16 protein-coding genes are annotated in these 14503 nt (G+C 66.0%); 6 read left to right on the top strand and 10 right to left on the bottom strand.

Annotation, left to right across the window (positions count from 1 at the left end; genetic code table 11):
• Nucleotides 1–14 precede the first annotated feature (14 nt).
• The gene (locus A5697_RS22680; protein ID WP_197501088.1) at nt 15–1052 is read right to left on the bottom strand and encodes a 2-hydroxyacid dehydrogenase; all 1038 of its coding nucleotides are present in this window, start codon (nt 1050–1052) and stop codon (nt 15–17) included.
• Nucleotides 1053–1180: 128 nt separating this feature from the next.
• On the opposite strand from A5697_RS22680, the gene A5697_RS22675 reads away from it, so the two are divergent.
• Complete coding sequence (locus A5697_RS22675; protein ID WP_067946540.1) at nt 1181–2038, top strand: LLM class F420-dependent oxidoreductase; 858 nt, start codon at nt 1181–1183, stop codon at nt 2036–2038.
• A 41-nt stretch (nt 2039–2079) separates the two neighbouring features.
• On the opposite strand, the gene A5697_RS22670 is transcribed toward A5697_RS22675, so the two are convergent.
• A complete protein-coding gene (locus A5697_RS22670) occupies nt 2080–3567 on the bottom strand; it encodes a SulP family inorganic anion transporter (protein WP_068012107.1) in 1488 nt (495 codons plus the stop codon).
• Between the two features lie 360 nt (nt 3568–3927).
• Complete coding sequence (locus A5697_RS22665) at nt 3928–4350, bottom strand: nitroreductase family deazaflavin-dependent oxidoreductase (RefSeq protein ID WP_067946542.1); 423 nt, start codon at nt 4348–4350, stop codon at nt 3928–3930.
• A 126-nt stretch (nt 4351–4476) separates the two neighbouring features.
• On the opposite strand from A5697_RS22665, the gene A5697_RS22660 reads away from it, so the two are divergent.
• From A5697_RS22660 to A5697_RS28190, 3 genes are all read left to right on the top strand, one after another.
• Nucleotides 4477–5376 carry a class I SAM-dependent methyltransferase gene (locus tag A5697_RS22660; RefSeq protein WP_068012106.1) on the top strand — a complete coding sequence of 300 codons (900 nt, stop codon included), beginning with the start codon at nt 4477–4479 and terminating at the stop codon, nt 5374–5376.
• Nucleotides 5377–5438: 62 nt separating this feature from the next.
• Nucleotides 5439–6128 carry a class I SAM-dependent methyltransferase gene (locus tag A5697_RS22655; RefSeq protein WP_067946547.1) on the top strand — a complete coding sequence of 230 codons (690 nt, stop codon included), beginning with the start codon at nt 5439–5441 and terminating at the stop codon, nt 6126–6128.
• An 85-nt stretch (nt 6129–6213) separates the two neighbouring features.
• Complete coding sequence (locus A5697_RS28190) at nt 6214–6381, top strand: hypothetical protein (protein WP_197501087.1); 168 nt, start codon at nt 6214–6216, stop codon at nt 6379–6381.
• 66 nt (nt 6382–6447) lie between these two features.
• On the opposite strand, the gene A5697_RS22650 is transcribed toward A5697_RS28190, so the two are convergent.
• The 4 genes from A5697_RS22650 to A5697_RS22635 all read right to left on the bottom strand — a co-directional run bounded on the left by A5697_RS22650 (nt 6448) and on the right by A5697_RS22635 (nt 9720).
• Nucleotides 6448–6837, bottom strand: coding sequence for a hypothetical protein (locus A5697_RS22650; RefSeq protein ID WP_068012105.1), 390 nt, complete (start codon nt 6835–6837; stop codon nt 6448–6450).
• Nucleotides 6838–6845: 8 nt separating this feature from the next.
• Nucleotides 6846–7070, bottom strand: a complete 225-nt coding sequence (locus A5697_RS22645) for a hypothetical protein (RefSeq protein ID WP_067946551.1) — start codon at nt 7068–7070, stop codon at nt 6846–6848.
• Between the two features lie 268 nt (nt 7071–7338).
• Nucleotides 7339–8601: a TetR/AcrR family transcriptional regulator gene (locus A5697_RS22640; RefSeq protein WP_068012104.1), complete on the bottom strand. Its 1263-nt coding sequence runs from the start codon at nt 8599–8601 to the stop codon at nt 7339–7341.
• Nucleotides 8602–8763: 162 nt separating this feature from the next.
• On the bottom strand, nt 8764–9720 hold the full coding sequence (locus A5697_RS22635) for a DMT family transporter (RefSeq protein ID WP_082953546.1): 957 nt from the start codon (nt 9718–9720) through the stop codon (nt 8764–8766).
• 171 nt (nt 9721–9891) lie between these two features.
• Between A5697_RS22635 and A5697_RS22630 the strand changes: the two genes are divergently transcribed.
• Nucleotides 9892–10743 (top strand): LysR family transcriptional regulator, encoded by an 852-nt coding sequence (locus A5697_RS22630; protein WP_068012103.1) that lies wholly within the window; start codon nt 9892–9894, stop codon nt 10741–10743.
• Between the two features lie 207 nt (nt 10744–10950).
• On the opposite strand, the gene A5697_RS22625 is transcribed toward A5697_RS22630, so the two are convergent.
• Complete coding sequence (locus A5697_RS22625; RefSeq protein WP_068012131.1) at nt 10951–11868, bottom strand: LLM class F420-dependent oxidoreductase; 918 nt, start codon at nt 11866–11868, stop codon at nt 10951–10953.
• Between the two features lie 210 nt (nt 11869–12078).
• On the opposite strand from A5697_RS22625, the gene A5697_RS22620 reads away from it, so the two are divergent.
• Nucleotides 12079–12906: a mycofactocin-coupled SDR family oxidoreductase gene (locus A5697_RS22620; protein ID WP_068012102.1), complete on the top strand. Its 828-nt coding sequence runs from the start codon at nt 12079–12081 to the stop codon at nt 12904–12906.
• An 18-nt stretch (nt 12907–12924) separates the two neighbouring features.
• Here the strand turns inward: A5697_RS22620 and A5697_RS27420 are convergent, their stop codons facing one another.
• Nucleotides 12925–13227: a hypothetical protein gene (locus A5697_RS27420; RefSeq protein ID WP_082953542.1), complete on the bottom strand. Its 303-nt coding sequence runs from the start codon at nt 13225–13227 to the stop codon at nt 12925–12927.
• A gap of 190 nt (nt 13228–13417) precedes the next feature.
• Nucleotides 13418–14410, bottom strand: a complete 993-nt coding sequence (locus A5697_RS22615; protein WP_156673413.1) for a glycoside hydrolase family 6 protein — start codon at nt 14408–14410, stop codon at nt 13418–13420.
• Nucleotides 14411–14503 lie beyond the last annotated feature (93 nt).

Raw genomic sequence — 14503 nt, 5'->3', positions numbered from 1 at the left:
GCGCACCCCCGCTGTCACTTGCGCGGTCGCAGCACCGGTGTCACCAGCTCACCGGTGTCGAGGTAAGTCTCCAGGTTGCGGATCGCCAGCAGCGCCATCGCCCTGCGAGTCCTTGCGGTGGCGCTGCCGATGTGTGGGAAGAGCACCACGTTGTCCATGTCGAACAGCTCGGCCGGCACGTGGGGTTCGTCGACGAAGACGTCCAGCCCCGCGCCGGCCAGGGCACCGCCGGCCAGCAACTCCACCAGCGCGTCCTGGTCGACGACGCTGCCGCGCGCGATGTTGACGAGGTAACCCTCGGGCCCCAACGCTTCGAGGACGCTTCGGTCGACCAGATGGCGCGCGTTGGGGTCGCCCGTGGTGGCCACGACGAGGACGTCGACCGATTCGGCCAGCTGAAAGGGTGAGTCGGCATAGCGGTACGGCGATCCGTCGATGCGATGGCGGTTGTGATAGGCGATGGCGCAGTCGAATCCGGCCAGCCTGGCCGCTATGGCCGAACCGATGCGGCCCAGGCCCAAGATCCCGACCTGCAGGCCGCTGACGTCGCGGGCGTAGGGGAATGGGCCGTCGCGCACCCAGCTGCCCGCCCGCACGTAGCGGTCGGCGGCCCCGAAACGGCGCAGCGTCATCAGGATCAGGCCCAGGGCGGTGTCGGCCACGGTGTCCGACAGCACGTCGGGGGTGTTGCTGACGCCGATGCCGCGACGCCGCGCCGCCGGCAGGTCGATCAGGTCTACCCCGGCGCCGTTGTTGACGATCGCCTCCAGGTGGGGCAGCGCCGCGATCGTGTGGGCGTCGACGCCGGGCGACCCCGACGTGAGCACCACCCGAACGTCGGCCGCGTGCTCGGCCAGGAAATCGGCTCGCCCCGGGCCGTCGGGGAGCTTCGGAATCTCGTAGCGCGCGGTCAGCTCGGCTTCGAACGTCGGCTCGAAGTCACCGATCCGCAGCGCGTCCCTGATCTTTTTCGTTGTCACCCGACCATCATCGGGTCTCGGCGAAATATTCGGGCGGCACCCTTCGTTGAAGGACCCGACGGTGTCGGACATTCCCCCGGGTACCACCTCAAAACCGTCGCTTCGAGCGACCACTTGCCGAGAGGCGCGAAGACGGCACCGTCCCAGACTTTTTCATCGCGCGCGGGAAGCAATTCCGCTGCGGCTTGGTTGCACCGCCAATGCGCATAGGAGTTGTGTTCCCGCAAACCGAGCTCGGCGGAGACCCCGCGGTCGTGCGCGCGTACGGCGAGGGCGTCGAAGGACTCGGATTCACCCACATCCTCGCCTACGACCACGTGGTGGGCGCCGACCCGAACGTGCACCAGGGGTGGGACGGCCCCTACGACATCGACTCGACATTTCATGAGCCGTTCGTCATGTTCGGCTACCTGGCCGCGATCACGTCGCTCGAGCTCGTCACCGGCGTCATCATCCTGCCGCAGCGACAGACGGCGCTGGTGGCCAAGCAGGCCGCCGAGGTGGATCTGCTCACCGGCGGCCGGTTCCGGCTCGGCGTCGGATTGGGCTGGAACGCGGTCGAATACGAGGCGCTGGGCGAGAAGTTCACCAATCGCGGCAAGCGCTCCGAGGAGCAGCTCGAGCTGTTGCGCCGGTTGTGGACCGAACGATCGGTCACGTTCGACGGGCAGTACCACACGGTGACCGCGGCGGGGCTGGCCCCGTTGCCCACCCAGCGCCCGATTCCCGTGTGGATCGGCGCGGCCTCCGACCGGGGACTGGAACGTGCGGGCCGGCTTGCGGACGGCTGGTTCCCGATGACGGCTCCCGGCCGCGGGCTCGACCACGCGAGAGAACAGGTGCGGCGCGCGGCCGCGGCCGCCGGCCGCGACGCGGAAAGCCTTGGCATGGAAGGTCGCGTGAGCTGGACCGGCGACCGCGAAAAGACCGCCGCCGACATCGCGGCCTGGCGGGCCGCGGGCGCCACTCACTTGTCGGTCAACACGATGAACGCCGGGCTGGCGACCGTCGATGATCACCTTGCCGTGCTGAAGCGGATCGCCGCCGACCTGACGTAGCGGAACCCTACGGCCTACGCGTCCTGAGCGTGGCGACGGAGCTAGCCAGTGTCCGCTTCGACCAAGCTGAGGTGAACCGCGCGACGGTTGGCCTTGGACGGCTTACGCACGCCCCCATAGGATTCCATCGGTCCGCTGTCAACCGTCACCGCTCCCCCCGTGGCACAGTGCCGACGCTGCCAGTCGCTGATGGCTTGGTGGGCAGCGTGATCGAGGTAGTTGGCCGTCAGGTGGACGGTGACCCTGGTGCGTTCGGGGATCGTCGCGAGAACACCCGTCAGCCGGGGCAGGGCCAGGAACGTGCACGCCCCTTCGATGAACACATGCCATTCGTCGCCCACATGCCTGGCCTCCACCCTGGCCCGAACCACCCGCCATCCGGTCACCACGATCGCCACGGCCAGCCCGATCATGACGCCGTGCAACAGGTTCAGGAAAACGACACCGGCAATGGTCACCAGATAGACCATGAGATCGCCGTTGCGCAAGGCTGTCTCGATGTGCGCAGGCTTGAGCAGCTCGATACCGATGACGATGAGCAAGCCGGCGAGCGCCGCGGTCGGGATCTGTTCGACCAATCCCGCGAACGGGACGGCAAACAGCAGAATCCAGACCCCGTGCATGATCGTCGAGGCACGGGTTTTGGCTCCCGCGTTGACATTAGCCGCGCTGCGCACGATCACGCCGGCGATGGGAAGCCCGCCGATTGCGCCGGACGCCATGTTGGCCGCGCCCTGTCCGATCAGCTCGCGGTTGAAATCGGTGCGCTGCCCAGTGTGCATGCGGTCGATCGAGACCGCGGTCAGCAGGCTCTGAACGCTGGTGATCAGCGTGACAGTGATCACCGCGATCACGACGGCCCCCCAATTCCCATCCGGGAGTTGCGGCAGCTGCAGCGCCTCCAGCACCGAGCCTTCCAACCTGATGCGGGATACGTTGAACGGCAACGTGACCGACATGATCGTAACGACGACGATGGCGATCAGTGGGCCAGGGATCTTGGCCAATCGCGCCGGCGCCCGCCGCCAGGCGATCAGAATGGCGATGACGAGCAGGCCCAGCACGAGCCCCGGCAGGTGCGCGCCGACGATCTGCGCAGGCAGGCCGATGACGTTTGTCCAGGCCGAGCTCTGCGATTCGCCGCCCAGCAATACGTGCACCTGCTGCAGCGCGATGGTGATTCCGATGCCGGCCAGCATGGCGTGCACGACAACCGGTGAGATCGCCAAGGCGGCGCGCGCAATCCGGCTGATTCCCAGCATGACCTGCAGTCCTCCCGCGATCACCGTGATCAAACAGGTTACCGCCCAGCCAAACTGGGAGACCAGGTCGGCGACGACCACCGTGAGCCCAGCGGCCGGACCACTGACCTGCAACGGTGATCCGCCGATACACCCGGCGACGATCCCGCCGACGATCGCCGCTATCAAGCCGGATAGTACTGGCGCGTCCGAGGCGATCGCGATCCCGAGTGACAACGGAAGCGCCACCAGGAAAACCACAAACGAGGCCGGCAAGTCATATTGCATGGCCGCACCCCACCGGTCAGCTCGAGTTGATTGACCTGTTTCGGAGTCTTGTCGACCCGCCGTCCCGGCGTGTTGCATCGGCCCTCCCTGGAGATGTGCATGAGGAAGCGCGCCGGATATCAGCCCGTGATGCGCCCGGATCGTTGCGATGTAAAGCCCTGTGGCACTGGTAATTTCTGATCGCCACAAACGTCGTTGTTGTGCCAGGCGTGTACGGCCTTATGCATATCGAACGTATGGGGCAGTCAAGCGGCTCGCAACCTGACGGCCCGCCCGCATATCGAATGCAAATCTTTTGCCGTGGGCGGCGGTGAAATATCCGGCGGCGCTATTTACCGAAACAGGTTGACGCGCGGTTCATTACTCCAGCACGAAGACCGGTATCTGCCTCGTCGTCTTGGTCTGATATTCCGCGTAGGGCGGATAGGCTTCGACGGCCCGCTTCCACCACTGCTCGCGCTCCAACCCCGCGAGCTCGCGTGCCCTCAGCGCGACGGCCCTCTCGCCATCCTGCAACGTGACCTCGGGATTGGCTTTCAGATTGAAATACCACGACGGATGCGCGGGGGCGCCGCCTTTCGACGCGACCATCGCGTAACGACCCTCGCTCTCGACGCGCATCATTGGCACGTAACGCTTTTTGCCGGACTTCGCCCCGGTGACCGTCACCAGGACGACGGGCCGATCGAGAATCTCGACCCCATCGGTCGTGCCCTGTTTCAAGATCTGCTCGGTCTGCTCGCGTACCCAGTCCCTCGGGCTCAATTCGATGTCGTCGGCCATACCTGATCTCAACACGTCGTCGCGCCTTCGTCACCCCCGGGCGCATCGGCGAATGGTCGGTCCAGGAAGCGTAGAGTGGGCTTAGTCGCTTAAATGAGCTAACTAATAGCGGGGAGGAGGCGGGTAGTGGCCCGCACCGAGAACGACACGTGGGATTTGGCCTCCAGCGTCGGAGCGACCGCGACGGCGGTCGCCGCGCAACGGGCGATCGCCTCGCAGGGGCCGGACCCCCTGCTGAACGACCCCTTCGCCGATCCCCTGGTTCGCGCCGTAGGCAGCGACGTCTTCGTCAAGCTCATCGATCACGAGGTCGACCGGTCCGACGATCCCCTGCTGAACCGCCGGGCCGTGAACGAACAGATTACGGTGCGCACCCGCTACTTCGACGACTTCTTCACGCAGGCAACCGAATCCGGTATTCGTCAGGCGGTGATTCTGGCGTCCGGACTGGACACCAGGGCCTATCGGCTGGCCTGGCCGGCGGGAACAATTGTCTACGAGATCGACCAGCCCGAGGTGATCGAGTTCAAGACGCGGGTACTGGCCGAGCTGGGTGCCGCACCCACCGCTGAGCGCCGCACGGTGGCGATCGACCTGCGCGAGGACTGGCCGGCCGCGCTGGTCGAGGCCGGACTCGACGCGACGGCGCCGACGGCCTGGAGCGCCGAAGGCCTGCTGGTCTACCTACCGCCCGAGGCGCAGGACCGCTTGTTCGACAACATCGTCGCCTTGTCGGCGACGGGCAGCCGGATCGCCACCGAGCACATGGATCTGCGCAACATTCCGTCGGACTGGGCGCAGAAGCTGACCGAACGGTCGCAGCGTCTCGGCTCCAAGATCAACCTGGCCGAACTCTTCTACACCGGCGACCGCAACACCGCGGCCGAGTACCTGGCCGGGCATGGCTGGCGCGTCGACATCCGGACAACCGACCAGGCCTTCGCCGCCCATGGGTTCCAGGTGCCCGATGACGAGCTGGCTTCGTTCGGCGAAGACTCCGGTTACCTGACGGCGACCCTCGGGTAAGTCCGGATTGGCACGCATCAGGGTCGTTGACATATATCAGGCGCGTTGATATAAAGGGTCGTATGTCTCAGCCGACTCAAGATATGTTCGAATCCGCCTACCGGGGCGAGGCCCCCGAGATGGGTGAAGGCAATCGGCCGCCGTGGAGCATCGGCGAGCCGCAACCGGAGATCGCGGCCCTCATCGAGGCCGGCAAGTTCCATGGCGACGTGCTCGATGCGGGGTGCGGGGAGGCGGCGGTGTCGTTGTTCCTCGCCGAGCGCGGATTCACCACGGTGGGCCTGGACCAGTCACCCACCGCCATCAAACTGGCACGCGAGAAGGCCGCCAGGCGCGGCCTGGCCAATGCCACGTTCGACGTCGCCGACATCAGTGCTTTCGGCGGTTACGACGGGCGCTTCGGCACCATCGTCGACAGCACCCTTTTTCACTCGATGCCCGTCGAGTTGCGCGAGGGCTATCAGCAGTCCATTGTGCGTGCCGCCGCGCCGGGCGCCTCCTACTTCGTGCTCGTCTTCGACCGCGCGGGCATGCCGGCCGACGGCCCGGTCAACGCGGTCACCGAGGACGAGCTACGGGACGTGGTCTCCAAATACTGGGTGGTTGACGACATACGGCCGGCCCGGATTCACGCCAACGTGCCCGACAGCTTCCTGGAAGGCTTCCAGGCCTTCGGGGGTGCAAACATCCGCGACGAGGGCAACGGCCGCAAGTCGATGGGGGCCTGGCTGCTGTCCGCGCACCTCGGCTAGCCGGCCACGGACAGCCGACAGGTTTCGGTGCGTGGGATTCGGGAGACCCTGACTGGAGCACGCAGACGCTCAGAGGAGATCCCACGTGGACCAGCAAGTCAATTTCGACCCATCACCCGCCCCCGAGGACGCCAGGCAGGCGACCGAGGAACAGCGCAAGTTGCAGGAGCAACTGGATCACCAGGACGATGACCCGGACGCCCCGGGATTGCACCAGTCCCGGCGTGACCTGCCTGACGAGAGCACACGGTAGGTGGTTTTGCCAGCGGACCGGGCTGTCGCGCCGGCGCGATCATCGCCATCTGTTCTCCGTGGGAGATCACGGATCACGCAGGTGGTCAGCCATTGGATGATCAGTAACGACTTCGGTGCGCCGCCGGTCGTGTGCGAGTGCCATCGTGGCCAGCCATGTCAGTGTGAGGCCGCCTAAGGCTGCCGTGGGGATTGCCCACGCGCGCCGGATCGTCAGCGCGTCATCACATCGTGCAACGTAATTCGAGCGCGAGGCGCCGGTTGATCGGACCACATGATCTGGTCCGTTGTCGGCACTCGACGCTTGGGTCAGGTCGGTGGTGAATCCGCTGCCGCACTTGACTTGCCAGCCGTACTGGTCGTACGCGTCGATGAAGACCGGAAAGCGCAGCGCGAAAAGTCCTGCGGCCAAGGCCACTATGGCCACCGAGAAAACCAGGGGCCCGCGTCTAGTCATGTCGATTCTTACGTCATGCAGACGTTGGCAAACAGCAGCACGGGCCAGGACACGATTGAGCCGAGAAAGGACACCACCAAATCGATCCCGTGCATGTCACGTAGATGGCTCGTATGGGTGGACGACCAGATCACGCCCACGATCAGATACGGCGTGCCCAGCAGGACGGCCAGGCCCAGTAGCTCGGCGATCGTCAACTGGTAGTCCAGTAGTTGGCGAAGCCTGTGCAGCATCGGCGTGCCTTTCGCGCGGCAACCTCCCCCGGGCGCGTCGGCGCAAGAGCAAGGTGGAGAGTCCGTGACGCCCGGTACGGATGGCGACTATGTTAATCACGATTCGAGATATTGGGTAGCGTTCGTTGCCATGGAGCCATTCATCCGGTCGAGAGGTTTTCCTGAGCGGCATGGTGTTAGGGACAGCCTGGCGTGCCGTCACGCTTTAGTGACGCCAGAACAAGTGCAGCGTCATTCCGACCTGAAGTCGGCGTGCATCCCCGTGGACTCAGCGGCGTTGCGTCCCGCCCCTAGCGGCCTTGCGGGGAGTTGTGTCAGATTCGCCAAGCAACGTGATTTCCATCAGGCGGCGCACCGTCATGCGTGCGGGCTCGCTCGGGCCGGGCATCACGAGCTGGCCGATGTCGACGGCGAGTGCGAGCGCAGCGTGTACGGCGTATCGAGCGCGGCCGAGCGTTAGGTCGGGTCGCGCCGCTACGGCCAGCCGGGCCCAGGACTCGACGGTGGAGCGGTTGATGTTGTAGAGGAGTACCGCGTCCGTGTCGGGCAGGTTGTTGCGCTCCGTGTAGTAGACACGGGCCAATTCTGGGTTGGCGAACGAACGCGTGACGAAGGCATCGATCAGCTGCGTGAGCGAGTGCTCCGGATCACCGCCTGCGGCCAAAATAGTGGACAGGTCACCGGAGACTTGGTCGGCGCCGCGCCGGTATGCGACTGCCAGTATCGCGGCCTTGCTCGGAAAGTACTGGTAGATGCTCGCTACCGGTATGCCCACAGCCGTGGCGATGTCCTCCATACCGGTTTCGCGGAACCCCCGTTCGTTGAACAACCGGACCGATTCGTGCAACAGCAATTCGTAGCTACCGACCGCGCTCGTAATCGTCGCTGCCCGTTGGGATTTCGGCCTGCTGGCCGGTGGCACCGGCACGTCGGACCTCATCACGGCGGCCGCGATGTCGGCCAACGTCGCCCGAATCTCGCCGTCGCCCAGCCGGGAACGATGGTCGGTGATGCTGCCGACGACACTCAGCGCCGCCACCGAGAGCACCCAACGCTCCCGTGATTGCAGTTTGGGCCGGAGGCTGATCAACGGCCGCTGCAGACGCCGGTTGACCAGCTTGACCTGCTCGGACAACACTCTCTGGTCTTCGGCGTGCAGGTAGCGACCTTCCCACCGGTAAAGTCCCCCCGCGGTGCGGTTCACAATCGCGGTGTCGATCAGCGATCCGATCAGTGCACGTAGCGTCTCCCCAGGATCGGCGTCGTCGGGCAGGTGATCGGCGAACTCCGTGGCGTCTACGAGCCGCTGCCCGAGTTCAAGGACCGCGGAGCGGAACAGGTCGTATTTGCCGTGCGAGTGCCGGTAGAGCGCCGCCGCCGAGACCCCGACGCGAGCGGCGATGTTTTCCATGCTGACCGCGTGGTAGCCGAGCTCGCTGAAAGCGTCTGAGGCGGCCCGGGCGATCTGCGCCTTGCGGTCTTTGGGGCGGCGCTTTACCGGCTTTGCGGAGGAACGGCTGGCCGGCGTCATAGAGATCACCGTAGCCGCAGTGTGCGGGGCCGGGCGCATGGCTGTCCACTTCTCGGAGACGGCTGCCACATCGCCGAGAATCCGGATCGCCGCCGTCCGCCCGCCACCCCCGGTCGGCCGAATGGCTTGGCATCGCGGCAAATCCGAAGCCCCGAGCGGGTGCTACCTTCGCGACGTCGACGGCCCGCACGACGCATGAATCGGCTGGCCTATCGGGGACCCCTCCCACGTCCGGATGGATTCAGCACTCTCCTTCGTCGCGCGACGAGGCCTGGACGCCCTGCTGTTGAGCCAGCAGGCGAAGCCGCCCAAGACCAGGCCGACCGCGACGCCGGCGTCCGGTCGTTGACCCAGGATGAGCCACGACAGCACCCCGGCGACCGCTGGAATTACGGCGAACAGCATTGCCACCGCCCCCGCTCCGTGGGTATTGATGGCGCGGACGTAGAGGCTCACCGCCAACGTCGCATTCAGCAGCACCATGCCGGCGACTGCGATCACGGCCTGCCGCCCGTCGTGCACGGTGAACGGCGTCAGCATCGCCAGCGCCGCGGCGGGAAGCAGCCCGACCGCATTCTGCAGTGCGCTCATCGTCCGAAAGTCGACACCGGCACAGAACCGCTGCTGATAGACGCCGCCGGCCGAAAGCCCAAGCAACCCAACCCCAAGCAGCACGATGACCGGATCGACCCCATGGGTGGCCGCAAGCCTTCGCGCGCATGCGGCCAACACCGCGATGACGCCGAAGCCGAGCGCGGCCACCCGGTGCCATCCCAGCGGCTCGCGCAAGAACACGGCGGCCAGGATGGCCGTGGCGACGGGGTTCATCGCGATCACCACCGCACACAGCACCGCTGGCGATCCGAGCTGGACGGCCTCGTAGAGGCAGCAGAACTGCACGGCTTGGATGAGCAGGCCGACCACCGCGACGTGGCCGAGCTGCGCTCCTCGCGGCCAGGGCGCCTTGGCCAGCGCGGCCCAGATCGCCAGAATCATTGCGGCCAAACCGAATCGCAGCACCAGCGCGGCCATGGGCGCCATGGCGGTCACCGCCAGCACTCCGATGGGATAGCCGAGCGCGTAGAAGAACGTCACCGCCGACGCGGTGGTCAGCGGCATCCGGGGCAAGTCCATGCGACCCATGCTGGCCCAGCCCGACCCCCGCGGTCCAACGATTATTGCTGATCACGATTGATCGCAATGCCTTATCGATAACGCGGTTCGTGTCTTGAATTTCGTTTGAACAACGTGCCGATTGATCGAATTTGCTAATCGGACTATGGTGCAGCTATGACCCAGGTGCTCGACATCGCGCCGCTGCGCAGCCTCGTCGCGGTCGCCGACTGCGGCGGTTTTCACCGCGCCGCCGCGGCGCTGCATCTGAGTCAGTCCGCGGTAAGCCAGCACCTGCGGAAAGTCGAGACCGTGGTCGGCCAGCCGCTGATCCAGCGCTCCGGGCGCGGCATCGTGTTCACCGAGATTGGCCTGAAGGCGCTGCGACACGCTCGCGCGATACTGGCCGCCCACGACACCGCGCTTGACGACCTGAGCGCCACCGAACCCAAGCTTTTGACGATCGGGGCCACCGAGCACGGCGCGGACGTGATGCTGTCCGGACTGACCGGCGTGCTGCGGGATCGGCTTCCCGACCGGCGGGTGCGCTTCCGACTGGACCGCAACGTGTCCCTGGCCGACTCGATCGAACGCGGGCTGGTCGACTTGGCGATCATGCTCGACGGGGCGGGCTTGGACCGCGCCAACGCCTCCGGGATCGTTCGCCTGCAATGGATTTCGGCGCGGACGCTGGCCGTGCCCGCACGCGAACCACTGCAACTGGTGATCTTTTTCGAGCCGTGCACCTTGCGTGAGCCGGCCTTCGCCATCCTCGAAAACCACGGCATCCCCTATGAAATTGCTGCCGAGTGCGGCGATCTGTCCGGACTGTACGCGGCGGTACGGTCGGGCCTCGGAGTGGCGTTGCTGCCGACGATCGGCAAGCTGCCCGACGGGCTGTGCCCGGCCGAGGGACTGCCGCCGGCCAATAACGCATCGGTTCTGGTTCGCGGTCGCGCAGGCATAGATCCCGAATTGTTGAGCACGGTCGACGATGCAGTGCGTGACGTGCTGGCCGCCGCGGACTAACCCTAGCTCCGGCGCAGCGCCTCCCACTGCCGAATTTCCTGCTCTCTCAGACGATTCGACGTGATGGCCCCGAACGGCGCGGCCTCGCGCGCGAATCGTTCCGGTGCGTCGGACAAGGCGTGGGCTCGAATCCTTGCGGCGACAGACGGCACGGTGACGCTTGTCATCCGGTAACCGTCGCACGGCCATGCCGGTGCGAGTGGCGGTTCACAGCGCGGCGGTGAGTCTCCATAACGCTGCCCGGTCCGCAGACGCTGAGCGGTCGATCGGGCTGATCACCACGTCGGTGGCGCCCGCATCGCGATAACGGCGTAGCTGCCGCACGACACGTTCCTCGGGTCCGATGGCGGCGAGCTCGGTGATGCTGGCGACTCCTTCCCTGGCGATTACGTTGCGATACGACGGGATGCTCTCGTACATGCTCAGCTGTTGCGCGGCGACGGCCTCGGCGGCCTCGACATCGTCGGACAACAGCACCGGAACGGCGGCGATGACGCGCGGCGCGGGGCGACCCGCATCGGCCGCCGCCTTCGTGATCTCCGGCACGATGAATTCGCCGATGGTCCGGGGCCCGGCCAGATACGGCAATGTTCCGTCTGCCAGTTCGCCGGTGACCCGCAACGCCTTTGGGCCCATCGCCGCCACATACACGGGGATGGGCGTCCCGCCCGGAACCTGTACCGGCCAGGTCGGGCTCGCGCTGAGTTCGCTGCCGTGGAAATCGACTGCGGCGTTGTTGAACACCGACCCGAGGATCGTCAGATGCTCCCGCAATCGGGTGATGGTGTTCGACCAGTCGGTGCCGAAGGCCTCGCGTTCGATCTGGCGGGCACCCAGCCCGAGCCCAAGGCTGAAGTTGCCGTGCGCAGCGGCCTGTGCGGTTTGCGCCAACGAAGCGACGATCAGCGGGTGGCGCGGATTGATCGGGACCACCGACGTTCCCACGCCCAGGCCGGGCACGGCAGCCCCGACGAGCGCCGCTAGCGCGATCGCGTCATAGTTCTGCTGCTGAGGCAGCCACACCTGGGTGACTCCGTGTCCGTAGGCTTCTCGGGCCTGGCCGATCACGTCGTCGACCAGGTTGGCAGCATCAGGGCGGGCCATGAGAATGATTCCGGTGGGCATAAGGTCAACCAACCAATCCGCCCGCGCGGGCATTCCTATCGCAATCACGGTGATCGAAAACGTGCCCGCTTGTGTCGGCCGCTCAGTGAAGCGTTGACCAGCTTGAACACGTGTCGCTAAGGTGCGCAAATGGCGCTGGAAGCTGTCGGTGACGAAGGCTGTTCGCGGCGGCCAGTTTAAGCCAGCGTCGTACTCAAAGGAGTTGTCGGCATGACCGATCCCGCCGCGCCGCTAGCCGGCAGAGTCGCCTACGTGACCGGGGCCGCCCGCGGCCAGGGCCGCTCCCACTGCGTCCGCCTCGCCCGGGCGGGCGCCGACATCGTCGCGATCGACGCGTGCGCGCCCGTCGCCGAACACAACGGCTATCCCCCCGCGCTCCCGGAAGACCTGGCCGAGACCGTCAGCCTGGTGGAAGGCGAGGGGCGCAAAATGCTCGCCGCGGAGGTGGACGTGCGTGACTTGGCCGGCCAGCAACGGGTCGTGGCGAATGCGATCGAGCAATTCGGCCGACTCGACATCGTCGTCGCCAACGCCGGCGTGCTGAATTGGGGCCGCCTGTGGGAGATTTCGGCCAAGCAATGGCAAGAAATCATCGACACAAACCTCACCGGGCTGTGGAACACCATGAAATCCGTTGTGCCGCCGATGATCGCGGCCGGTAACGGCGGATCGATCATCAACATCAGCTCCGCGGCGGGAATCAAAGCCGTCCCGGGCTGCGGACACTACTGTGCAAGCAAATTCGGAGTGGTCGGCCTCACCAACTCGCTGGCGATCGAACTCGGCGAATTCGGTATCCGCGTGAACTCGGTGCACCCGTACGGCACCGACACCCCGATGGGCAACGACCTGTCGATGTACCAGGTATTCCAGGACCATCCGCATTACATCCACAGCTTCTCGCCGGGCGCGCTGCCGACGGACTCACTGGCGGCACCCGGCCTGATCTCCGACATCGTGGTCTGGCTTGCCAGCGACGCCTCGTCGTTGGTCACCGCCGCCCAAATTCCCGCCGACAAGGGCTATTTGAAGATCTGACGTCCGGCAGGCGGAGGGTCAGGGCTGGGGTGGCGGTGGTGGCGGCGCTGGAGGCGGCGGTGCTGGCGGGTTGTCCCAACTGCCGGGCGTGCCCGCGGGCACTTGCACCCCAAGCCAGTTGCACGGCATCATCGATCGCCACGCGATGAAGGCGCACTGCTGCTCGGGCGTCAACGGACTAGGACCCGCACACGGCGGCGTTCCCGGCACACCGCAGACCGGATCAGCGGACGCGGTGGGTAACCCGAGGAAGTTGCTGGCGGCGATCAGCAACGCGACGGCTGCAATGAACCCACCGATGAGACGCTCAAGATGGCTCATGTCTAACTCGAATCTCCTGGCTGATTCACCGAGCGTAACGCCAGCGATTGACGCTCGCTGGCGGTTTGAACCTGCCGCCAAGAATGTTCACCGTCAGTGGTTAGGGGTTGAGAACCTCACTCTGCGAGCCGTTCGTACGGTAGCTGCACGGACGCGCGAGTGCCGCGCCTGCCCGTGTGCAGCCTCGCGACTACTGGCCACCCTTACGAGCCAGATCGATCGCGTACTGGCTCACGAAGGTGCCCGCTGCGGGATCACCTTTGCCGCATGACCCGTCGGACTCGCCGGGGCGTTTGATCCACAGGTAGGCGTCGGCGTGCGCCCCGGCCGTAGCCGCGGTCGGCGGGGTGCCCAGCGCGCGGCCGCTGGGATTGCACCAGTTGAGCTCGGAGTCGGGCGCAGGCCCGGCGCCATTACGTGACGTATCGATCACATAGTGCGATCCGTTTGTGAGCCCCGAAATCGCTTCGCCGTAGCCGATTTCGTCTTCGGTGGTGAAGAAGTTCGCCGTGTTGACGCTGAAACCTCGCGCGTGGCCGACGCCGGCCTGGTTGAGCCTCGCGGCCATGTCCTCGGCGCTGTGCCAGCGCAAGTGACCGGCATCGACGTAGACGGCCGCGTTGGGATCCCGCGTCAGTGTGTCGACCGCGTAGCGGATCATGTCGTAGCGTTCTTGGCGCTGATCGGCCGACAGGCAATCGGCCATAGCGAGCGCGTCGGGTTCGAGGACGACCGCGACCCGGGAGGCGCCCACGCCGGATGCGATGCCGTCGATCCACCCGCGGTAGTCGTCCGCCGACCCCATGCCGCCCGCGGCGAAGCTGCCGCAATCGCGGTGCGGGATTCCATAGATCGCCAGGACCGGGATGGCGCCGGCGGCATTCGCGTCGCCGACGTATTTCCCGACGGTGGACGCCGATGAGCCCGGGACAATCCAGTACGCCTGCGGGGTGTTGGCGATGGCGGTCAGCTCGGGACTCGGCGGATCGGCGCTCTGCGCCGCGCGCATGGCGGCCGAATTCGGATTGACGTAGAACGGCGCTCCGGCCAGCGGGTCCCCGTCGCTGGCCAAGCGCACCGCCGGAGCTGGAGCAACGTGCAGGGAGCCCATGCTGATAAGGCCCGCGATAGTCAGGACGGGAGCAACCCACCGCGCGAGGGTCCTGGCAGCTGACGAGATCACGATAGGAAAAGTAGTGCTTCGACGCATCGATCGCGAATCGATGTCCCATAGCGCGGCGTTGTCGAGGGGCGCCGAAGAAATGGCAGCAAACTC

It is taken from the genome of Mycobacterium sp. E3251, assembly GCF_001666835.1.
Lineage (GTDB): Bacteria > Actinomycetota > Actinomycetes > Mycobacteriales > Mycobacteriaceae > Mycobacterium.
Note: the sequence above shows the minus strand (reverse complement) of the source record. Positions and strands in the feature narration are given on the sequence as shown.